Below are 21,711 nucleotides of genomic sequence, written 5' to 3' on the forward strand. Positions count from 1 at the left end.
CCCCGCCATCCGCAAGGGATGACGGGGCGCGTCCGCAATTCGTGGGAAGAAAGGCTTAGCCCTTCTTCGGCTTCAGCCCGGCCCAGATCTGCTTGTACGACAGGAAGGCCAGCATCGTGGCGAACAGCAGGAAGCCAAGGACGAACCAACCGGTCTGCTTGCGTTCGATCAGCGAAGGCTCGGCAGTCCAGGTCAGGAACGCAGCCACATCCTTCGCCATCTGCGGGATCGTGGCATTGGTGCCATCAGCATAGGTCACCTGACCATCCACCGCGAGCGGCGCAGCCATTGCGATGTTCACGTTGGGGAAGTGCTTGTTGAAATAGAGGCCATCGGGCGTTTCGAAGCCGACCTTCGCCGCCTTCGCCGGATCGGCTTCGCCGTAACCGGTCAACAGGCTGTAGACGTAGTTCGAACCGTCATGGCGCGCCTTGGTCATCAGCGAGAGATCTGGCGGGATGGCGTTATTGTTGGCAGCCGCCGCCGCGATGGCGTTGGGGAACGGCATCGGGAAGTAGTCGGTCGGCTCACCCGGACGGGTGGTGACTTCGCCAGTCGCCGGATCGATTCCGGGGACGGTCCAGCTTGCTGCTTCGGCGTCAACCTCGGCCTCGGTGTAGCCGAGTTCCTGCAGGTTGCGGAAGGCCACGAACTTCAGGCTGTGGCAGGCCGAGCAGACCTCCTTGTAGACCTGATAGCCGCGCTGCAGCTGGGCCATGTCCCACTTGCCGAAGGCACCGTCGAACGAGAAGCCGCCTTCGGGGCCTTCGCCATGCTCGTAGAAGGCGTAGGACGGCTGCTTTTCGGCCGGAGGGCCGAAGGCGTAGTTATAGGCACCGGGCAGGAACGACCACAGAACCAGCACCAGAGTGATGGCGAGGCCTGCAAGGATGCCGCCGAGACGAATAGACATGTCCGAACTCTTTCTCGTTATCGGTTCAGATTGCGTGAGGACTGCGGCCTGCCGATTACTCGGCGGGCTGCAGCGAACCATCGGTAGCGGTGCCGGGCAGACCCTCGACAACGGTTTCAGGATCGATCTTCCCGCCACCCGACGTGCCGCCGGGCTTGTCCCCGCCGACCACCGCTTCGGTGATCGAGAAGGGCAGGGGCTTGGGCACTTCAATCTGGCTGATGATCGGCAGGATCACCAGGAAGTGCATGAAGTAGTAAGCCGTGAAGATCTGGCTGAGCATGATGTACGGCTCTTCCGCGTGTGCACCACCCAGGTAGAACAGCGCCGCCATGGTCGGGATCAGGCCGAACCAGAAGAACTTGCGGAACAGCGGACGGTAGTGACCCGAGCGCACCGGGCTCTTGTCGAGCCAGGGCAGGAAGAACCACACCAGGATCGCACCGAACATCCCGATCACGCCGAGCAGCTTGGCCGGGACCAAAACGATGCCGGTGAAGGGAATGGTGAGGTCACCGGTGAAGGCACGCAGGATCGCGTAGAACGGATAGAAATACCATTCCGGAACGATCAGCGCCGGGGTCGAGAGCGGGTTCGCCTCGATGTAGTTGTCCGGGTGGCCAAGCGCGTTGGGCAGGAAGAACACCATCAGGGTGAAGGCGATCAGGAACACGCCAAGGCCGAAGCCGTCCTTGGCGGTGTAGTAGGGGTGGAACGGCACGGTGTCCGATTCCTGCTTCACTTCCACGCCGGTCGGGTTCGACGAGCCCGGGATGTGCAGCGCCCAGATGTGCAGGATGACAACACCCGCGATCACGAAGGGCAGCAGGAAGTGCAGCGAGAAGAAGCGGTTCAGCGCGGCGTTGTCCGGCGCGAAGCCGCCCAGCAGCCACACTTGCAGCGGCTCACCCACGAACGGGATCGCGGTGAACAGACCGGTGATGACCTGTGCGCCCCAGAAGCTCATCTGGCCCCACGGCAGGACGTAGCCCATGAAGGCGGTCGCCATCATGAGCAGGAAGATCACCACGCCCAGCAGCCAGATCATCTCGCGCGGGGCCTTGTAGGACGAATAGAAGAACCCGCGGAAAATGTGCAGGTAAATCACGATGAAGAAGAAGCTCGCGCCGTTGGCGTGGGCGTAACGCAGCATCCAGCCGTAATTGACGTTGCGCATGATGTGCTCGACCGTCCCGAAGGCGACAGTCTGGTTGGCAGCATAATGCATCGCCAGCACGACGCCGGTGACAATCTGCAGCATCAGGCAGAAGCCGGCGAGCACGCCGAAGTTCCACATGTAGTTGAGGTTGCGCGGAACCGGATAGCCGGCCCCTACCGCGTTGTAGACCAGACGCGGAAACGGAAGTTTCTCGTCGATCCACTTGGTAAGAGCGGTTTTCGGTTCGTACTGCTTGGCCCAGGCGAAACTCATGGCGTTCTCTCGGCTTGATCGAAGTTGAAGGTCAGTCGGTTATAGTCTTGGTGCAGATACGCGGGATCACCCGACGCGGATGACCGTGTCGGAAGTGAACTCGTATTCGGGCACGAGAAGGTTCTTGGGGGCGGGGCCCTTCCGGATGCGTCCGGCCACGTCGTAGTGCGAACCATGGCAGGGGCAGAAATATCCGCCGAACTCGCCCTTGTTCTCGCCCTCGGCGGCGCCCAGCGGCACGCAGCCGAGGTGGGTGCACACGCCCATGGTGACGAGCACGTCTTCATGGCCGGTCTTGGTGCGGGTCGAAAGGGTTGCCGGATCGCGCATGTCGGTGGCGTCGTCGGCCTTGGCACGGGCGATTTCCTCAGGCGTGAGGCGCTTCACGAAGAGCGGCTGCTTGCGGAAGGTTGCCTTGATGCTCTGGCCGGGCTGGATCGCGCCGACATCGATTTCGGTCGTGCTGGCGGCCAGAACGTCTTCCGAAGGTGCCATCTGGCTGACCAGCGGGAACAGGAGCGAAGCCCCGCCCACGCCCGCCGTGCTGAGCGCGGCGATATGGATCCAGTCGCGGCGGCGCACGCCGTCCTCGGTGCTGAGTTGGTTGGTAGCGGCCGTGTCAGTAGCCATTTCGTCTTACCCTGCTCGTTTTGCCGCGCCGGGTTGAAAGCCTGCGCGGCGTGCTGTTCCAGTGCGGGGACGATGCCCCGTATCAAATCCGTCGATTGATCCCTGTTTCGGACCAGAGGAGCGCTTGTCGGCGCACCATGGCAGAAACTCGCGGCGGCAATTAACGGCAATCCTTGGAGATTCCAACCGTGTTTTAAGCAAGGCGCATTCGCTCACGTGCAAGCCGGTGTCAGGGCAGCGCGATCATACTGATCTGACGCCCATAATTCGCCTCGCGCGCCTGCGTGGAGCGCCTGTGGGAATGGTAACGCGCGACATGGGAGAATGTATCCCGGCCCGTATCCGCAATTTTGCTAAGCCCCGACGCGGCGAGCTGACCCATGATGAAGCCGGGCAAGTCGAAATGCCATCGGGCGACGCCCTCACGCTCCGGCGCGGGGGCGAAAAAGCGCTCGGCTCCGGCGGCGAACTGCGTGCGGAAGGCCGGATCGACCTCGTAGCTGGCTTGCGCAATGGTTGGCCCGAGGACAGCCGCGATGTGCCCGCGCCGCGCGCCCAGTGCCTCCATGGCGGCAATCGTGTTCTCGAGCACGCCGTCCACCGCCCCGCGCCATCCGGCATGGGCCGCCCCGATGATGCCCGCTTGCGCGTCGGCAAACAGGATCGGACCGCAATCGGCGGTGACAATTCCCAGTACGATGCCCGGAGTCGCCGTCACCACCGCATCGGCGACCGGGCGACCCTCGGCCGCATCATCCCATGCATCGCTGACGGTCACCACATCGGGCGAATGCACCTGATGCGGCGCGGCAAGCTGGCCGCCGGGCAGGATTGCCTCGGCCGCCGCCGCCCTCAACGACCGGACCTCTGCCGCATCACCCGGACCGCCGAAGCCGAACTGGTGCACGCCCCCGGCACTGCCGAAGAAGCCGTGCGGGATACCTGCCAGCAGCGGCGAATCCTCGATCTGGAAGGCTGTCACCCTCAGCCCTCCAGACTGCGGCTGACCTGTTCGAAAGTATCGCGCGAGAGGTTGCCGGCCGCCAGGATGCGCTCAAGCTCGGCCTTCATCAGCGCCGCCCGCCCCGGCTCGATCCGCCGCCAGCGCCCGAGCGCCGGGACGAACCGCGCCGCCGTCTGCGGGTTGATCGGATCAAGCGCAAGGATCACGTCGGCGACCATCCGGTAGCCCTCGCCATCAGCTTTGTGGAAGCCCTTGGGATTGCCGGCGAAGGCCATATGCAAGGACCGCACGCGGTTGGGGTTCTTCACCGTGAAATCGGGATGCTCGGCCAGCGCGCGGACATGGGCGATCACATCGGGGTGGAGTGACAGCGCCTGAAGCGTGAACCACTTGTCGATGACCAGCGCATTGCCCCGGTAGCGGTCATAGAACGCCGCCAGCTTTTCGGGACGCGCGGGGTGATCGAGGCCGCACAGCACCATCAGCGCGCCCTGCCGGTCGGTCATATTGTCCGCCACGTCATATTGCCACGCTGCCAGCTCTGCCGCACGGGCCGGATCGGATGCGGCGATCAGGCCGAGCGCGATGGTCTTGACCTTGCGCGCGCCGCGGCCCGCCGGATCGTCCAGCATCACCGCCGAAGCGCGGGCATGGAGCGCCTGCAACTCGGCCGAGAGCGCCGTGCCGATGGCCGCCTTCAAGCCTTCGCGCGCTGTGTGGATCGCACCCGGATCAGCCTTGCGTTCGCCCGTGGCCATCACCTCGAAAAGGTAAGTTTCCGATGGCAGCACCATCAGCTCGCCGCGCATCGCATCCTCTAGCGCGTTGTCGGCGAGGCTGGAGCGGAACGCACCGATGATCGCCGCTTCGCCCGCGGCCTGCTCTTCCGCCGACAAAGACCCGCTGGCCGTGCCGACAAGATGCGTGACGGCCAGTTCCTGCAACGCCTCCGAACGGGCGAAGGGATCATCGTCATGCGCGGCGAGAAACACGAGGTCCTCGCGCGCCAGATCACGCTCGATCACCACCGGAGCGGTGTAGCCACGGTTGATCGAGACCACCGGATCGGCCCCTGCGAGCGGCAGGTCGAAGCTCTGTTCGTCATCCTCCAGAACCACCAGCTGCTCCGCGCCGAGCGTGCCGCTGCGCGCATGCACCGCCAGCTTGAGCGGAATCGGCATCGGCAGCTTGTCGGGCTGGCCGGGGGTGGCCGGCACGGTCTGCTTCAGCGTCAGGGTGAGGGTATTGCCATTCACCACCTGCGACACCGCAACGCGCGGCGTGCCAGCCTGCGAATACCAGCGCCGGAACTGCGTGAGGTCGATCCCCGCCCCGTCCTCGATCGCTGTGATGAAATCCTCGCAGGTCGCCGCCTCGCCGTCGTGCCGGTCGAAATAAAGGTCGGTGCCCGCGCGGAACCGTTCGGCGCCCACCATGCTGCGCATCATGCGGATCACTTCGGCGCCCTTGTTATAAACGGTCGCGGTGTAGAAGTTGCTGATCTCGCGGTAGCTGTCAGGCCGGATCGGGTGGGCAAGCGGCCCCGCATCCTCGGGGAACTGCGCGGCGCGCAGGATGCGCACATCCTCGATCCGCTTGACCGCCTCGCCCCGCATATCCTGCGAGAATAGCTGATCACGCAGCACGGTGAAGCCTTCCTTCAGCGAGAGCTGGAACCAGTCGCGGCAGGTGATGCGGTTGCCCGACCAGTTGTGGAAATACTCGTGCGCGATCACGCCTTCGACCGCGTCGAAATCAGCGTCGGTCGCGGTGTCGGGATCGGCCAGCACGTATTTCGTGTTGAAGACGTTGAGCCCCTTGTTCTCCATCGCCCCCATGTTGAAGTCGGACACGGCGACGATGTTGTAGAGATCAAGGTCGTATTCGCGGCCGAACACCTGTTCGTCCCATTCCATCGAGCGGTGGAGCGATTCCAGAGCGTGATCGGTGCGTTCGATGTCCTCCGCACGCACCCAGACGTTGCATTCGACAGCGCGGCCCGAGCGGGTGGTGAAGGGCTTGGAATTCGCCACCAGATCGCCCGCGACCAGAGCGAACAGGTAGGACGGTTTGGGCCACGGGTCGTGCCACTCGGCCCAGTGGGTGCCATCCGCGTTCTCGCCCGTGGCGGTACGGTTGCCGTTGCACAGCAGGATCGGGAAAGCGGCCTTGTCGCCCTCCATCCGCACGCCATAGGTCGACAGCACGTCAGGCCGGTCGGGGAAGAAGGTGATGCGGCGGAAGCCTTCCGATTCGCACTGGGTGCAGAGCATCCCGTTCGAGGCATAGAGGCCCATCAGCTGGGTGTTGGCGCTTGGGTCGATAGTGGTGACGACTTCGACCGTGTGCTTGCTGCCAGAAAGCATGACGACAAGATCGGGGCCATCCATCCGCCACTCGGCCGCGATGCCATCTACGGTCACGCTCTGCGCGGTCAGACTGTCGCCATCGAGCCGCAGTTCGGGCGAGGCGTCGGCGGCCGGATTGCGCTCAACATGAAGGGTGGCGGTGACAGTGGTCTCCGTCAGCCCGAGCCGGAAATCGAGGTGGGTCGTCGGCACCAGCCAGGGGTAGGGCCGGTAATCCTCGCGCCGGATCACAGGCGGCTCGTGCGGGGTGGGGGCCGCATCCGCGATTTCAGGGTTGCCGTCGGGTGTGGTGGGGGTCGTTGCAATGTCCATGCCCCGCTCTCTACCCGTTCGTGTCGAGCCCTTCGACAGGCAATTTGAAAAAATTGCCGCTCAGGGTAAACTTCACGGCGAAGCCGTGAAGTCGAGACACCTTAGACCAATGGACTCTCGACTTCGCTCGAGGCGAACGGCAGGAAGGGGCTATGGCGAACCTCCTGATCTTCGGCCTCGGCTACACCGCGACCCGAATCGCCGTCGCCATGCACACGCACGGGTGGCAGGTCGCGGCAACGGGGAGCGCGGGCGACATCGCCTTTGCCAACCGCGACGCGGTGCTGGCGGCCGTTGGGGAAGCAACGCATATCCTCTCCTCCGTCCCGCCCGACCGCGCGTCAGGCGGCGATCCGGTGCTCGAAGCCTATGGCGATGCGATACACGGCAAGGCCCTGTTCTACCTCTCCTCCACCGGCGTCTATGGCGACCGCGCCGGGGCGTGGGTGGATGAGGCGACGCCCACCATCGCGCAATCCGGCGAAGGCCGCCGCAATGCCCGCGCCGAGGCGGATCTGGCGTGGCTCACCATGGGCGCGCGGGTATTCCGCCTGCCCGGGATCTACGGGCCGGGGCGCAGTGCGTTGGACCGCGTGAAGGAGGGCAAGGCCCGCCGGATCGACTTGCCGGATCAGGTGTTCAGCCGCGTCCATGTCGACGATATCGCCAGCGGGGTCGTCGCCGCGCTGACGCAGGATGCGCCCGCAGGAGCCTACAACCTCGGCGACGATCTCCCGTGCAGCGGCAACGAGGTGACGGAGCACGCCTGCCGCCTGCTCGGCCTGCCGCTGCCGCCGCTGGAGTCGCTCGAAGAGGCCAACCTCTCGGACATGGCGCGCGGCTTCTATATGGAGAACCGCCGCGTCGCGAACGGCAAAGCCAAGCGGGTGCTGGGGTGGGAGCCCGCCTATCCGACCTATGTGGAAGGTTTAGCGGCGCTGCTTTGACCGAAGGGCCAAGCCCATGCCGATCAGCGCCAGCGCCATGCCGCCTGCCGACAGCGCGTCCCACTTGAACCCTTCGAACAGGGTCGACAGCAGCATCGCCACGCACACCGTGACGATCCCGTTATAGGCCGTGCGCCCCGCACCGATTTCGCGCACCAGATTGTAGTGCAGCGGGAAGGTCACCACCGAGCCGATGATCGCCAGATAGGCCGTCCCGGCCCAGAACTCCCAAGCGGTCGGAATTTGCGGCGGGCCTGCTGTCAGCAGTGCATAGCCGAGGTCGAAGGTCGTGCCGTAAAGCATCGCCCAGGCCAGCAGGCTCACCATCGGCACCCCGCGCCCGGTGGGGTTGGCCTGCACCACATTGGCAATCGAGGCGGCCAGCATCCCGCCAATCGCCAGCACGATGCCGAGGCCGACGTTACCGCCGAGCGGTGCCGCGTTCCATTCATGCACCAGCAGCATTGCCACGCCCGCAATCGCCACAAGGCTGCCACCGACGAAGCCGCCCTGCACCTTCTCGCCGATGAACACCTTGGCGAAGATCGCATTGGGCACCATCAGCAGCGCAAACATCACCGCGACGATGCCGGAGGTGATGTGGCTCTCCGCATGATAGACGAACAGGAAGTTGCCGCTGAATTGCGCGATGCCGACGCCCAGCGCCAGCATATGCTCCGCGCGGTTCAGCTTCAGCCGGTTGCCCATCGCCAGTGCCAGCACGAACAGCGCCGGGGTCGCCAGCATGAAGCGGTAGAACACACCCCAAGCCGCAGGCACATCGGCGATCTGGCCGGTGATGACGAACCAGGTCGAACCCCAGATCGTCCCCGTCAGCATGAAGGGGATCAGCACGCGCGGGCTGAGCATCGCGGGCACGGCGGCGTTGCTCATAATGCGGCGATGGCCTTGCCGAGCGCGACCGCATCCTCCGAACGGGTGTTCCACGCGGTGACGAAGCGGGCCGACTCCGGCCCCCAATCATAGAAGGCAAAATCCTGCGCCCGCAGCGCGGCCCGTTCAGCCTCGGTCAGATGCACGAACAGCTCGTTCGCCTCGACCGGGTGGAGCAGGCGGTCAGCGCAACCCGCGGCGACCTCCTGCGCTGCCGCGTTGGCGTGCGCGGCATTGGCGAGCCACAGACCGTCGTCGAGCATCGCGAGGATCTGCGCGGCGAGGTAGCGGCCCTTGCATTGCAGGTGTCCGGCACGCTTGCGGCGATAGCGGACCTGCATCGCGGCTTCGGGATCGAACAGCACCACGGCTTCCGCCCCCATCCCGCCATTCTTGATGAAGCCGAAGGCAAGGCTGTCGACCGGGCCGCTCGCCGCCCGCGCCGCTGCTTCGGGCGAGCCGCCCAGAAACGCCGCCGCATTGGCAAAGCGCGCGCCGTCCATATGCAGGCCGAGGCGGCGTTCCTTCGCAAACGCGCCCAGGTCCGCCAATTCGGACGGCGAGTAGGTGCGGCCATATTCGCTCGCCTGCGTGATCGCGATGGCGTGCGGCTGCACCTGGTGCACATCGTTGCGGATCGGATCAATCAGCGCGGCGATATCGGCCGGGGTCAGCTTCGCGCCCTCGCCCTCTGCCAGCATCAGCTTGGCGCCGTGCAGGAAGAACCCGGGCGCGCCGCCCTCGTCGACCTCGATATGCGCCTCGCGGTGGCACACAACCCCACCGTGGGGCGCGCACATCGTGGCGAGCGCGAGGCAGTTCGCCGCCGTCCCTGTTGCCACCCACAGCGCCGCACAATCACGGCCGAACAGCGCGGTGAAGCGCGCGTCCAGCTCGGCAGAAAGCGCGTCTCCGTCGTACGGGTTGTCCGGTTGGTCGGCGCGGCGCATCGCATCCCACAGCTTGGGGTGGACGGCGGCGGCGTTGTCGGACAGGAAAGGCTTGGACAGGGTCATCAGCTCACGCCCTTAGCTGGACATTCGGGCGTGACAAGCGGGAGTACACACCAGTGAGCGATGAAAGCGTAAAGCTGACAATCACCCACCACGTGGCCGGACAAGGCGGGCGCTATGTCGCCATGCTCCAGGGCGAGGCGGAGGAAGGCTATCTCGAATGGGAGCCCGGCGCGGTGCGTGACGGCAAGGAAGTCCGCATCGCTGCCCACACCATCGTCCCGCGCGCCATCGGCGGGCGCGGAGTGGCGGGCGCACTGGTCGAGCGGCTGGTGGAGGATGCGCAGCGGCAGGGCTTCCTGATCCGCCCCGATTGCTCCTACGTCGCGCGCAAGTTCTCCGAGAACCCGGGCTGGGCCGCACTGAAGGCCTGATCCGCGCTGTCTTCCAGCGGGGCATCAAGCCGCGAATAATCGGTCGCGGCGATGGTTTCGAGCACGCTGGCGCGAAGACTGCGCGCCTCGGCCAGCGGGACGCCCTGCATCGCGAAACTGCCGCCTGCCAGCCCGAGATGCACCGTCGCATAGCCGCGCCAGCGCGCCAACGGCCCCTGCGCAATCTCGACCGAGTGGAGCTTCAGCCGCGTCGCAATCGTCTGGGTGGGCGAGAGGAAGCCGTGGCTGGCATAGACCTGCGTGCCGTCGATGGCATGGCGGCGGAACTCCCACGCATAAAGGTTGGCCGCCACTCCCAGCACCGCGAGGCCGAGCGGGATCAGGAACAGGCCGGACGGCGCAAAGATCGCTGTCGCGATGGTCGGGATCACGAAGATCGCCGCATCAAGCAGCGTCTTGTCGGTGCGCTGGCGCTTGCTGGCGCGGCGCCATGCGGTGTCTTCGCCCGGCAGGCGGAAGCCCGCCGCGCTGACGATCGGCGCGATCTCCTCCATCTTGGCGAAGGGAGCGACCACGTGGCTCTCTCCCTCGGCATCCTGCGCGAGGCTGACAAAGCTCAGCGAATGCCAGCCGAAGCGGTAGCGCACCAGGCCGGTGCCGATCACCAACCCCTGCACGCGGTGCGCGGGCATCACCACATCGGTGCGGGTCAGCAATCCGCGTTGCCGCCGGAAGCCGCGTGCCGAGCGGGTCAGGCTGAAGCCCCAGTCGCGCAAACCCGTGCGCACCACGCCGGTGGCAGAGCCGACCACCACCAGCCCGATCAGTCCTGCCAGAGCGCCTGCCGCCTGCACATAGGGGCCAAGTCCGGCGACGACGCTGCCCTGCTCCTCCAGCCAGCTGCGCCACAGGTCGACATTCCAGACATCTATATCGGTGACGTTGTCGACATATTGCAGCAGACCGCCGAGCACCGCGAACACCGCGAGCGAGAATTCGAACAGGCCAAAGGTGACGAGCCGCCCGGGCGTGAGGGCGTAGAGCACCTCACCCTCCTCTACGCCGGGAGAGGCCGCGGGCGCGGAAGGATCGGCGCTGGCAGCGGCCTCTTCCTCGCGCCGCTCGCGCACCAGCTGGCGCAGGCGCTCGCCCTCGGCAGAGGTAAGGTATTCGAGCGCAAGGTCATCCGCCCCGCCCGCCCCTGTTTCAAACTTGACCGAGACCAGCCCGAACAGGCGCGGCAGGGGTTTGGCCTCCAGGCTGACATCCTGAATGCGTTCATAGGGCACCGAGCGCGCATCACGGCTGAAGATGCCGCTTTCAACGCGAATGTCCTGTTCGCCGATGGTGTAGGTCAGACGTCTCCAGCCGATATAGCTGGAGGCGATTCCGATCGCGGCCGCCACCACGCCGACCCCGATGGCGATCAGGAACCGCCCGTCGCCGCCGATCCCCGAAAAGGCGATGGCGATAGCGGGGACGATGGCGCTGCGCAGGCTGCCAAGCGCGCCGAGAACAACACTGACCGGCGCGGTGCGTTGCGGTTCGGTCATAGCGTCTCGCGCCGGATATGCGCGCGGATATCCTCGCGCATCTCGCGCGCCAGTGGCTCGCCGAGACCGGGCAGGGACACGCTGGCATTGTGGTTGCCCGCAGTGTGCAAGGTCAGCGTGGCGATCCCGAAGAACCGGTCGAGCGGGCCCTGATGCACGTCGATATGCTGCACCCGCCCGAACGGCACCACGGTGTCGGAACGGAACATCAGCCCGCGCACCACCCGCAGCCGGTCAGCGCTGATCTGGTAACCGCGCGCGTTATAGCGGGTCGAAGGGACGCGGATGATCAGCGCCAGCGCGATCAGCAGCACGGGGCCGGCAATGATCCCGCTCGGGAACAGGCCCTGACCGCGAAATGCGGTTTCTAGCACCAGCGCGCCGATCAGAAACGGGATCGATGTCAGCGTCGCGCGCACCCGCATGGCGTGGGCATAGTTGCGATGAAGCTTTGTCAGCTCGCCCCCATCGTCGTGCAAGGCATCGTCGAGCGGGTAACCGGCGGGTGCGGGCGCAGGGGTGTGATTCATGGTGCCTTACTTGCGCAACACAGCATCCCCCGCAAGCGATTTCGCGCCTGCCCCCTAGTGCATTTATGAGGGCGACGGCTTGGCCTCGTGCCCTTAGAACCTCCTGCAAAACCTTATCGGGAGAGACACATGACCACGCTCCATTCCAGCCTCGGCCCCAATCCGCGTCTTGTGCGGATGTTCATGGTTGAAAAGGGCCTTGAGGAAGGGCGCGATTTCACCCGCGTGCATTACGACATCATCACCGGCCAGAACCGGCAGGATGCGGGCTATGTGGCGAAGAACCCGCAGGGCACCACGCCGACGCTGGAACTGGATGACGGCACCTGCCTCACCGAAAGCTGGCCGATCTGCGAATATATCGAGGAACTGCACCCCACCCCCAACCTGTTCGGCGAGACCCCGGTCGAGAGGGCGACAGTGCGCAAATGGGCGCGGCTGTTCGATCAGGAGGTGGTCGTGCCGATGACCATGGGCTTCCGCGCAGGTCTGGGCCGCCCGATGTTCGAACCGCGCATGGCGGTGGTCTCTCCCGAAGCTGGCGCCGAGCTCTCAGCGATGTCGGACGCAAAGTGGCGGATGTTCGATGGCTACCTCGGCAGCAGCAACCACATCGCGCTGGGCCGCTTCACCTTTGCCGATCTGCTGATCTTCGCCTTCGCCAATTTCGGTTTCACGGTGGGGTGGAAGCTGCCCGAGGGGACGGACAACCTCGCCCGCTTCGTGGCGACACATAACCAGCGCCCCTGCGCCGCGATCTGGACGCAGGCGGAGTAATGCCTGACCTCAAGGGCAAGGTCGCGATCGTCACCGGCTGCGCAAGCGGGATCGGTGCGGCAACCGTGCGGCGCTTGGTTTCCGACGGAGCGCAGGTGCTCGGCACCGATCTTGACGCGGCGCGCGGCGCGGCCCTTTGCGCCGAGGCAGGCGCGTTGTTCGCGGTGCAGGATGTGTCAGACCGCGCCCTGTGGCCGCAGATCGTCGCCCGCGCGGTCGAGGCCTTCGGGCGGCTCGACATACTGGTCAACAATGCCGGGATGGTCTCGGGCGCGGGCATCGGCGATCTGGATGACGAGGCGATGTTCGCCGCGTGGGACACGGTGCTGGCCGTGAACCTGACCGGCACGATGGCGGGCTGCCGCGCGGCGATTGCGGCGATGCGGGCAAACCCCGGCGGCGCGAAAGGCGCGATCGTCAACATCGCCTCGACCACCGCGATTGCTCCGCTGCCCACAGATGTCGGCTATTCGGCGAGCAAGGGCGCGGTGCGCGTGCTGTCGAAATCGGTGGCGACATGGTGCGCGCAACATGGCCTCGCCATCCGCTGCAATACCGTGATCCCGGGCGCGACGATGACCGGGATACTCGCCGCCGCAGAGGTGCAGACCCCCGGCCTGATCGCGGCGGTGGCGAAGACCTCACCGCTGAACCGCCTTGCCGATCCGTCCGAGACAGCGGCGGCGATTGCCTTCCTCGCCAGCGACGAATGCCCGTTCATGACCGGCGCGGAGATGCTGGTCGATGGCGCGGCGATGGCGATCCATCCCGGTTTTTAGGCCGGGGTTCTAGCCGCCCCGCATCTTCTCCAGATACCCGCTCGGCCCCATCTGCGCCGCGGTCCAGACGAAGATCGCGAGGCTGGCGATCCCTGCGGCAAGGCACACGCCGAACACCGCCACTGCCAGCGCGCTGTCGCCCTGTGTCGGGCCGAGCTGGTCGCTCACCGCACCGATCACCCCGAGGCCGAGCGTCTGGCCGATCAGGTTGTTGAAGAACAGCGCGATCGCCACCGCAAAGCCACGGCTCGCCGGTTCGACCGCCGCCTGAATTCCCGACAGGATGCCCGCCTGGCTGGCGACATAAATCGCATAGGCGAGGCCGAACCAGCCGAGGAAGGCGAAGAACCCGCTTGATGTCAGACTGAGTGCCAGCGGTGCCACGCAGCCTAGGCTCACCATACCCGGCAACCACGCCCGCCAGCGTTCGTCACGCAGCGTCAGCCAATGGGTAAGATAGCCGCCAAGGATCGGCCCCGGTATTCCGCCCAGAAAGAAGGTGAAGCCGAGATACAGCCCGACATCGCCGGTCGAGATCGGGAACTGGCGCAGCATCACCGCCGCCATCCAGAAGGCGAGGCCATAACCGATCATGATCTGCACCGCCCAGCCCAGCGCCAGACCCATGAACACGCGGTTGGTCAGCAGGCTGCGGATCGTCTGCCCCAATGGCAGCTGCGCCATGTCGGTCCCCGCAGGCGCATAGCGCCCGCGCACAGGCTCTCGCACGGTGAGATAGATCACTCCGCCCAACAGCAGCCCCGGCAGGCCCATCAGCACAAACGCCCAGCGCCAGTTGAACATTTCGGCCAGCTGTCCGCCGATGATCAGCCCGCCCGCTGTCCCCATGCTCGCCCCGATGGTGAGATAGCCCATCGCCTTGGCGAGTTCGGCGCGGGAGAAGTAATCGGCAACGACGCTTTGGGACGAGGGGCCGGAACAGCCTTCGCCCACGCCAACGCCGGTGCGGGCGAGGAACAGCGTCCAGAACCCCGTCGCCAACCCGCAGGCGGCGGTCATCAGGCTCCAGAAGGCGATTGCGCTGGCCACGATATTCTTGCGGGTCGACCGGTCGGCGAGCCGCGCCGCGGGGAAGCCCGCGAGCACATAGACAAGGCTGAACGCCAGCCCGCCCAGCAAGCCAAGCTCGAAGTCCGAAAGCTGGAACTCGGCCTTGATGTCCTGCACCAGAATGCCGAACACCAGCCGGTCAGCGACGCTGAACGCGCTCGTCAGCGTCAGCAGTCCAAGCACGTACCAGCGGTATGCGCCCGGCTTGTCGGTTACGCCGTCAGTGGTGCGGTCTGGCGTAGAGGCCATTGTCCACCGGGATCGTCAGGCCATTGAGAAACCGCGCTTCGTCCGAGGCGAGGAACAGCACGCAGCCCGCCACATCCTTGGGGTGGCCGAGCGCATCGGACGCCAGCGGGCCTTCGGGAATGTCCATCGGCGTGGTGCCGCCGCGTCCGGAAATGCCCATCACCATCGGTGTCTCGATCCCGCCAGGTGCGAGCGCGTTGACGCGGACCCCGTAACCCTTGTCCTGGAAATCGACGGCAAGGCTGCGGGTCATCCCCGCAATCGCCGCCTTCGACGCGGCATAGGCCGGGATGTTGCCATAGCCCATCAGCGCCGCGGTCGAGGCCATGTTGATGATCGACGATCCGCCCCCGCCGACCACTTTGTCGCGGTTCTTCATCAGCGGCAGCGCGTGCTTGCAGCCGAAGAAGGTGCCCATCACGTGGATATCCAGATGCAGGCGGAAATGTGCGGTGGAGCAATCCTCGATGCTCTCGAAGATGACGTTGCCGGCATTGTTGACGAGAATATCGAGCCCGCCGTGGCGTTCCTTCACGGCGCGGATCACCTCGGCCCACTGGTCCTCGTTGGTCACATCGAGCGCCATGGCATCGCCGCCGATGCTGGCTGCGACATGGTGAGCGAGTTCGGCATCGCGGTCGGTGACGATCACTGTGGCCCCTTCGCGTGCCAGCACCTCGCAATCGGCCTTGCCCAGCCCCATTGCCCCGCCTGTCACGAGCGCAACCTTGCCCGCTACCCGTCCTGCCATGCTGCTCTCTCCCAAAAGCCCTCGTGATTATGGGGCGTGTTTATCGGGGCCAGCCTATCGGAGGGGCCAAGGCAAGCCACTGTCGAAAGCGCGAGGACGCTACGGAACACAGCCAATGTATTCTCGCGCCCCGAGGGAGAGGCGAGATGATGGAGCCAAGCGAGGTCGAGCGGCTCAAGGCGCTGATGGAGTGGGAAGGTAAGCGCACCGCGCCGCCTGAAGGCTTCCCGCGCCTGCCTGACATGCCCGCCGGGCGCTACACCTCGGCGGAATACTTCGCGCTGGAACAGAGCCATGTGTTCCGCAAGTCGTGGCTGTTCGCAGGACACCTCGACGAAATTCCCGAGCCCGGCTGCTACATGCGCTGGCACAATGCTGGCGATCCGATCGTGATCGTGCACGGCATGGACGGCGTGGTGCGCGCCTTCCACAACACCTGCCGCCACCGCGGCGCGCCGGTCGTCACCGAGGATCGCGGCAAGTCGTCACGCCTGATGTGCGGCTACCACAACTGGACCTACAAGACTGACGGGAGCCTGGTGGGCGTGCCCGAGCGGCGCGACTTTCCGGCCGATTTCGACATGAGCTGCCGGGGCCTGCTTCCCGTCAGGTGCGAGTTGTTCGGCAAGATCATCTATGTCAACTTCGACATGGAGGCGATGCCGCTGATCGACTGGCTCGGCCCGCTGGCGCGCGAGTGGGAGGAGTTCGCTTTCGACCGCATCAGGCTCGCCGCGCGGCACTCCTTCGATCTCCAGTGCAACTGGAAGGTCGCGATGGAGGCCAACATGGAGGTCTACCATGTGCCCTTCATCCACCCCAACACGGTCGCCCCGCTGGTCGATCCGGCGCGCAATCTCAACACCATGTACCCGAATGGCCACGCGCGGATGCTCGCCCCGCCGCCGCGCACGACCGACCGCGAGCATGTGCGCGCCATCGATAGCCCGGCTGGCTGGCAGCAGATCGAGACGGTGGGCGAGCTCGGCAGGACTTGCACGCAGAGCTACACGCTGTTCCCCAACTGGGTCTCGCCGCTCAGCAACTACTTCGTCCCGCCGCTGGTGTTCTGGCCGACATCGCTCGGAACCACACGGCTCGAACTGGTGACAATGGCGCTCGACTGGGGCGATGCGCCCGCGCCCGACCTTTGGACGGTGCCAGACGCCAGCCAGCCGAACGGGCGGCAGATGAGCCCGATCATCCTTGAAGACACCCAGTTCGGCGAGGCGATCCAGCAGTCGATGCAGGGATCGGCCTTCCGGTCGGTGCCGCTGTCCTATCAGGAGGCGCGGATCTATTCGTTCCACCAGAGCCTCGACCGGATGATCGGGCTGGACAATGTGCCGGCCGATCTCAGGGTCGAACAGGTGATCGGGCCGGAGTGGGTGTGGCCCAATGATCCGCGTGACAGCCAGATGCAGCGCGAGGCAGCGCAGGCGCGCGAGGCAGCCGAATGACGCTACGGAATCAGCATTTCGGGGAGCGCTGTGGCGTTTTTGTCGCAGTTTGGCGGGCTCACTATCGCTTTTGCTGATGGTGCGCTTTGCGCAGGCCCATACACCTGCAAGCCTACCTGAAGGCATTGGCCGCAAGGCGTGAGGAGACACGCTGAGGGTTGGGGAAGAACAGGGTACGCGGGAGAGCCGCGGCCCGATGGGGAGAGAGAGCCATGACTACACTTCGTGCCCGAGTTGCATCTGGCGCATACGCTGGCGGGCTGCGGCGCGCCTTGCTGTGCGGCGCCGCACTGAGCGGCATTGCCGCTATCCCGAGCGCCGCTTTCGCACAGGACGCGGCAGCCGAAGCGGACGAGGTTGACGACACCCAGGTGATCGTCGTGCAGGCCCGCCGCCAGAATGAAACCCTTCAGGAAGTGCCGGTCACGGTCACCGCGATCGGCGGCGAGACCCTTCAGCGGTACAGCATCGACCAGGTGGCCGATTTCACCAGCCGCGTGCCGACCCTCAACGTGCAGGTCGGCGGTTCGGGTTCGGGCGGCCAGCTTTCGCTTCGCGGTGTCGGCTCGTCGAACATCTCGGCAGCCTTCGATTCCGCCGTGGCCTTCGAATATGACGGTGTCGTCGTCTCGACCATGCGCATGGTGCAGGCCGGCTTCTTCGATGTCGAGCAGGTCGACGTGCTGCGCGGCCCGCAATCGCTGTTCTTCGGCAAGTCGGCAACCGCCGGCGTGCTCTCGCTGCGGTCGGCCAACCCCACCTCCACCTGGGAAGTCGGGATGCGGGGCAGCTACGAATTCGAAGAGAAGGGCTACCTCCTCAGCGGCTACATTTCCGGTCCGATCAGCGACACGCTGGGCATCCGCCTTGCCGCGCAGTTCAACGACATCGACGAATTCCAGCTGCTTCAGCCGGGCACCCCGGCGGTCAATCAGGAACGCGGGCTGACCGATTTCATCGGCCGCCTGACCCTCGACTGGAACCCGTCCGACCGGTTCCGCGCCAACCTCAAGTTCCAGTACACCAAGAACGAGAACGACGGCGCCATCGGCACGGCTGAAATCAACTGCGGCGCCAATGGCCGGGCGGACTCGATCTTCCTGCTTCAGGGCGGTTTGCAGATCCCAGCGGGTTACGATTGCAACACCAGCGACCAGCGCTACTTCCTGATGGATGCCGCGCCGCAGCTGGCACCGGGCGTGCCGGGCAATTCGCCCGCCGCGGGCCGCAATGGCGTGCCCTTCGGCGAGACCGAAATCTGGTTCAGCCGTCTGCAGTTCGAACTCGACCTGTCAGACTCGCTGTCCCTGACCTCGGTTTCGGGCATCCTCAACATGGATGCGATCGACTTCGACTGCTATTCCTACGGCGGTCGCTTCCCCGGCCCGAACGGCACCTTCATCCCCGGCGGTGCGGGCTGTTCGGACCCGATCAACAAGCTGGAACAGTACAGCCAGGAACTGCGCCTTGCTTCGGACTTCGACGGGCCGATCAACTTCATGCTCGGCGCGTTCTACGAAGACCGCACCTTCACCTTCGACACCGCGCAGCAGGGGGTGAACATCTCCTTCGCCGGTGCCGATCCGACCTTGCGGATTTCGCCCAGATCGCCCCGCAATCCGGGTGGAACCGCCGTGGGCACCGGATTTACCTACGACTGGGACAAGACCCACCTCACCAAGACCGAGGCGCTTTCGTTCTTCGGCAGCGTGATGATCGATCTGACCGAAAAGCTGGAACTGTCGGGCGGTCTCCGCTGGACTGATGAAAGCAAGATCCAGACGATCTCGGTGCCCTACGTCCACAACCTGCTCGCCTACGTTCCTGACGCGGCCAATCCCGGCACGTTCTTGCCGAGCCCCGCGTTCCTGCAGAGCGGGTTCTTCTCGGGCCCGATCGAGTTCAACGACGACAACTTCTCGCCCGAAGCGACCCTGCGGTACAAGGCGACCGACGACATCAACGTCTTCGCTTCGTTCAAGACCGGCTTCAAGTCGGGCGGGATCGACAACTCGGCACTGCCTTCCAACAGCCTCAGCGCGGCTGCGGCGAGCGGCAACTTCAGCTCGCTGATCTTCCAGTCGGAAGAGGCGATCGGCGGTGAAATCGGGATCAAGTCGCAGTGGGCTGATCGCACCTTCACTCTGAACGCGACCGCCTACCAGTATGTGTTCAAGGATCTGCAAGTGCAGAACTTCAACGCCTCGACTGTGCAGTTCATCACCAGCAACGCTGGCGAGCTGACCACCAAGGGCGTCGATCTTGAAGCCAACTGGCGCACTCCGGTGGACGGCCTGCGCCTGAGCGCCAACCTGTCCTACCTCGATGCCCAATACACCGCGCCCTTCCTGCAGCCCGGCGGTGCGGGCGGCACCGTCGACCTCAATGGTCGCCGCGGCAGCCAGGCCCCCGAATGGGCAGGCAACATCGCCGTCGACTGGACCGTTCCGCTCAGCGACAGCCTCGAATTGTTCCTGTCGGGCAACGCGGCCTACAATGATGGCTACATCACCGACGAAGCTGCACTGAACGACTATGTCCAGCCGAGCTTCTGGACGCTGGATACCAACATCGCCATCGGTCACCCGGATGGTAACTGGAAGCTGTCGCTGATCGCGCAGAACCTCACCGACGAGATCTTCACCATCACCACCGGCGGGCGTCCGTTCCTGCCCCCGGGTGGCGACGATTTCGTGATGACCCAGAACCGCGGGCGTCAGGTGTTTGCGGAAGTCAGCTTCCGCTTCTGATACGGCCAAGCGGGGGGAATGCGAGGGGCGGGCCAGCGATGGCCCGCCCCTTTGCTTTGGCCCTTATGCATTGGGGGCCTCTCTGCCAAAAGTGAGCATTGCCGCAATGGCCGCGAGGGGGGATGCTGCCGGCCAGGGATCGATGGGTCCGGGAGAGGAACACCATGTCACGCGAAACTCTGGTCGCAATGACCCGCAATCTGGTCGCCCACGGCGCTGCCGATACAATGGAATATGCCGACGACGTCGTGCGCGTTCCGGCCAGCGCCTATACCGACCAGGCCCTGTTCGAGCTGGAAAAGAAGCAGATCTTCCGCCGCCTGCCGCTGTTGGTCGCGCCCTCGTGCGAGCTTCCCAATCCCGGCGACTTCAAGGCAATGGACATCTGCGGCGTGCCGCTGCTGCTATCGCGTCAGAAGGACGGCAGCATGGGCGCCTTCCTAAACATGTGCACCCACCGCGGCAATCCGCTCGCGGCGGGCTGCGGCAATGCCAGCCGCTTCACCTGCGGCTATCACGGCTGGACCTTCAAGGCGACCGGCGACCTGATCGGGGTGGCCGATGCGAAGGATTTCGGATCGATCGACAAGAGCCAGCATTGCCTGACCAAATTCCCGGTCTACGAAAATGCCGGGCTGATCTGGGTGACGCTCGACCCGCAGTCGAGGCTGTCGATCCCCGATTACCTGTGCGGCTATGACGATCTGCTCAAGGCGTTCGAGTTCGAAGGGTGGACCCTGTTTGCACAGCGCACGCTGCCGGGGCCGAACTGGAAGACGGCGTACGACGGCTATCTCGATTTCTACCACCTGCCGGTGCTCCACAAGGACACTTTTGGCGCGGACTTCTATAATCGGGCGAACTACTTTGCTTTCGGCCCGCACCAGCGCCTGTCCACCCCTTCGCAATTCGCGATCAAGGTGCAGGGCGATGATGACGGGCAGATGGACCTCGCCAAGATGAGCGATGACGAACTGCCGCAGGAAGTGCTGGTGCAGGGCGTGTGGACGATCTTCCCGCACATCTCGATCGCCAGCTTCTACGGCGGCGGGCAACGCGGGGCGATGATCAGCCAGCTATTCCCCGGCGCGGCGGTGGGCGAGAGCTACACGACCCAGTTCTACGTCATGGAAAACCAGCCCGAGACGCCGGAGCAGGTCCAGGCCGCGCACGACCAGTTCAACTTCCTGGAAATCGTGGTGCGCGACGAGGATTACGCCACGGGCAAGCGCCAGCAGCAGGCGCTGGCTTCGGGCTTGATGAAAGAGGTCTTGTTCGGCCGAAACGAAAAGGGCGGACAGGTCTTCCACGGCTGGGTGGAGCGACTGGTCGCGGCCAGCGACGATGATCTGGTCGACATCTTCGCAGCCGAGCACCGCCAGGCAGCTGAATAGGCTGGGAAGGCGCCTCCGCGCCTTCCTCCTCGCTAGACGCGCAGCAAAGCTGCGCCCGCTGCGGTCGGCCGGTCGGCCTTGCGGTCGCTTATACGACCGGGCAGCGTCTTTCAGCGATGGGCCTCAAAACGCGAAGGGCCGGGCCGGAACGCTCGGCCCTTTTGATGTCGGGTTGTCGTTGAGCGCCAGTTCGACCAGCGCGGTGTCGAAGAATTCGTGCAGCTCCACGATCAGGCCGTCCCGGATCGTCATGATCTGGCAGTAGGTCTGGAGATATTCGTGGCCGTTGGTGGCCATCCCGCCGCCACGCATCAGCCCGACAACGCGATCCTCGTCCGCGCACATGATCCGCCATTCGCGCGAGAAGCGGATGGTTTCGGCCACCAGCTTGCCGATCACGCCGTCCGCCACGATCGGGCCGAAGCACACCGCTTTGCCTTCCCACCGGCCCGAGACCGGGGTGGTGCCGACCAGATTGAAGATGATATCGTCCGAATGCAGGGCGGCGAGCGCATCGAAATCGCCCGCCGCCAGTGCCTCGTAGAACCGCGTGGCGACCGCGATATTGGCCGCACGAAGCTCGCTCAT

General features: G+C 65.2%; 19 protein-coding genes. 7 read left to right on the top strand and 12 right to left on the bottom strand.

Annotated features, from left to right (window positions below):
• Positions 1-55 precede the first annotated feature (55 nt).
• The 5 genes from KVF90_RS01470 to pepN all read right to left on the bottom strand — a co-directional run bounded on the left by KVF90_RS01470 (position 56) and on the right by pepN (position 6,620).
• Positions 56-913 carry a cytochrome c1 gene (locus tag KVF90_RS01470; RefSeq protein WP_264393080.1) on the bottom strand — a complete coding sequence of 286 codons (858 nt, stop codon included), beginning with the start codon at positions 911-913 and terminating at the stop codon, positions 56-58.
• 55 nt (positions 914-968) lie between these two features.
• Entirely contained in the window at positions 969-2,345 is a 1,377-nt protein-coding gene (locus KVF90_RS01475) for a cytochrome b (RefSeq protein ID WP_264393081.1), read from the bottom strand.
• A 66-nt stretch (positions 2,346-2,411) separates the two neighbouring features.
• Positions 2,412-2,975 carry a ubiquinol-cytochrome c reductase iron-sulfur subunit gene (petA, locus tag KVF90_RS01480; RefSeq protein WP_264393082.1) on the bottom strand — a complete coding sequence of 188 codons (564 nt, stop codon included), beginning with the start codon at positions 2,973-2,975 and terminating at the stop codon, positions 2,412-2,414.
• Between the two features lie 229 nt (positions 2,976-3,204).
• Positions 3,205-3,957, bottom strand: coding sequence for a peptidoglycan editing factor PgeF (gene pgeF / locus KVF90_RS01485; protein WP_264393083.1), 753 nt, complete (start codon positions 3,955-3,957; stop codon positions 3,205-3,207).
• 2 nt (positions 3,958-3,959) lie between these two features.
• Positions 3,960-6,620: an aminopeptidase N gene (pepN, locus tag KVF90_RS01490; protein ID WP_264393084.1), complete on the bottom strand. Its 2,661-nt coding sequence runs from the start codon at positions 6,618-6,620 to the stop codon at positions 3,960-3,962.
• Positions 6,621-6,772: 152 nt separating this feature from the next.
• Between pepN and KVF90_RS01495 the strand changes: the two genes are divergently transcribed.
• Positions 6,773-7,567: an SDR family NAD(P)-dependent oxidoreductase gene (locus KVF90_RS01495; RefSeq protein ID WP_264393085.1), complete on the top strand. Its 795-nt coding sequence runs from the start codon at positions 6,773-6,775 to the stop codon at positions 7,565-7,567.
• Here the strand turns inward: KVF90_RS01495 and KVF90_RS01500 are convergent.
• Positions 7,550-8,461, bottom strand: a complete 912-nt coding sequence (locus KVF90_RS01500; RefSeq protein WP_264393086.1) for a DMT family transporter — start codon at positions 8,459-8,461, stop codon at positions 7,550-7,552. The genes KVF90_RS01495 and KVF90_RS01500 overlap by 18 nt on opposite strands.
• Positions 8,458-9,477 carry a threonine aldolase family protein gene (locus KVF90_RS01505; protein WP_264393087.1) on the bottom strand — a complete coding sequence of 340 codons (1,020 nt, stop codon included), beginning with the start codon at positions 9,475-9,477 and terminating at the stop codon, positions 8,458-8,460. Before KVF90_RS01505 ends, KVF90_RS01500 begins: the two co-directional genes overlap by 4 nt.
• 53 nt (positions 9,478-9,530) lie before the next feature.
• Between KVF90_RS01505 and KVF90_RS01510 the strand changes: the two genes are divergently transcribed.
• Entirely contained in the window at positions 9,531-9,848 is a 318-nt protein-coding gene (locus KVF90_RS01510) for a GNAT family N-acetyltransferase (protein ID WP_264393088.1), read from the top strand.
• Here KVF90_RS01510 and KVF90_RS01515 read toward each other — a convergent pair.
• Together KVF90_RS01515 and KVF90_RS01520 are read right to left on the bottom strand one after the other, a co-directional pair.
• Complete coding sequence (locus KVF90_RS01515) at positions 9,794-11,362, bottom strand: PH domain-containing protein (RefSeq protein WP_264393089.1); 1,569 nt, start codon at positions 11,360-11,362, stop codon at positions 9,794-9,796. The two genes, KVF90_RS01510 and KVF90_RS01515, sit on opposite strands and share 55 nt — an antisense overlap.
• On the bottom strand, positions 11,359-11,892 hold the full coding sequence (locus tag KVF90_RS01520) for a PH domain-containing protein (RefSeq protein ID WP_264393090.1): 534 nt from the start codon (positions 11,890-11,892) through the stop codon (positions 11,359-11,361). The genes KVF90_RS01515 and KVF90_RS01520 overlap by 4 nt, the downstream gene beginning before the upstream one ends.
• A gap of 129 nt (positions 11,893-12,021) precedes the next feature.
• On the opposite strand from KVF90_RS01520, the gene KVF90_RS01525 reads away from it, so the two are divergent.
• Both KVF90_RS01525 and KVF90_RS01530 read left to right on the top strand, forming a co-directional pair.
• A complete protein-coding gene (locus KVF90_RS01525) occupies positions 12,022-12,669 on the top strand; it encodes a glutathione S-transferase family protein (protein ID WP_264393091.1) in 648 nt (215 codons plus the stop codon).
• Positions 12,669-13,448, top strand: coding sequence for an SDR family NAD(P)-dependent oxidoreductase (locus tag KVF90_RS01530; protein ID WP_264393092.1), 780 nt, complete (start codon positions 12,669-12,671; stop codon positions 13,446-13,448). The genes KVF90_RS01525 and KVF90_RS01530 overlap by 1 nt, the downstream gene beginning before the upstream one ends.
• Positions 13,449-13,457: 9 nt before the next feature.
• On the opposite strand, the gene KVF90_RS01535 is transcribed toward KVF90_RS01530, so the two are convergent.
• Positions 13,458-14,768 (bottom strand): MFS transporter, encoded by a 1,311-nt coding sequence (locus KVF90_RS01535; RefSeq protein ID WP_264393093.1) that lies wholly within the window; start codon positions 14,766-14,768, stop codon positions 13,458-13,460.
• A complete protein-coding gene (locus tag KVF90_RS01540; RefSeq protein ID WP_264393094.1) occupies positions 14,740-15,519 on the bottom strand; it encodes an SDR family NAD(P)-dependent oxidoreductase in 780 nt (259 codons plus the stop codon). Before KVF90_RS01540 ends, KVF90_RS01535 begins: the two co-directional genes overlap by 29 nt.
• Positions 15,520-15,665: 146 nt before the next feature.
• Between KVF90_RS01540 and KVF90_RS01545 the strand changes: the two genes are divergently transcribed.
• From KVF90_RS01545 to KVF90_RS01555, 3 genes are all read left to right on the top strand, one after another.
• Entirely contained in the window at positions 15,666-16,979 is a 1,314-nt protein-coding gene (locus KVF90_RS01545) for an aromatic ring-hydroxylating oxygenase subunit alpha (protein WP_264393095.1), read from the top strand.
• A 212-nt stretch (positions 16,980-17,191) separates the two neighbouring features.
• Entirely contained in the window at positions 17,192-19,729 is a 2,538-nt protein-coding gene (locus KVF90_RS01550) for a TonB-dependent receptor (RefSeq protein WP_264393096.1), read from the top strand.
• Between the two features lie 164 nt (positions 19,730-19,893).
• Positions 19,894-21,123, top strand: a complete 1,230-nt coding sequence (locus KVF90_RS01555) for an aromatic ring-hydroxylating oxygenase subunit alpha (protein WP_264393097.1) — start codon at positions 19,894-19,896, stop codon at positions 21,121-21,123.
• Between the two features lie 123 nt (positions 21,124-21,246).
• On the opposite strand, the gene KVF90_RS01560 is transcribed toward KVF90_RS01555, so the two are convergent.
• On the bottom strand, positions 21,247-21,711 hold the full coding sequence (locus tag KVF90_RS01560; RefSeq protein ID WP_264393098.1) for a nuclear transport factor 2 family protein: 465 nt from the start codon (positions 21,709-21,711) through the stop codon (positions 21,247-21,249).

It is taken from the genome of Porphyrobacter sp. ULC335, assembly GCF_025917005.1.
Taxonomy (GTDB): Bacteria; Pseudomonadota; Alphaproteobacteria; order Sphingomonadales; family Sphingomonadaceae; genus Erythrobacter.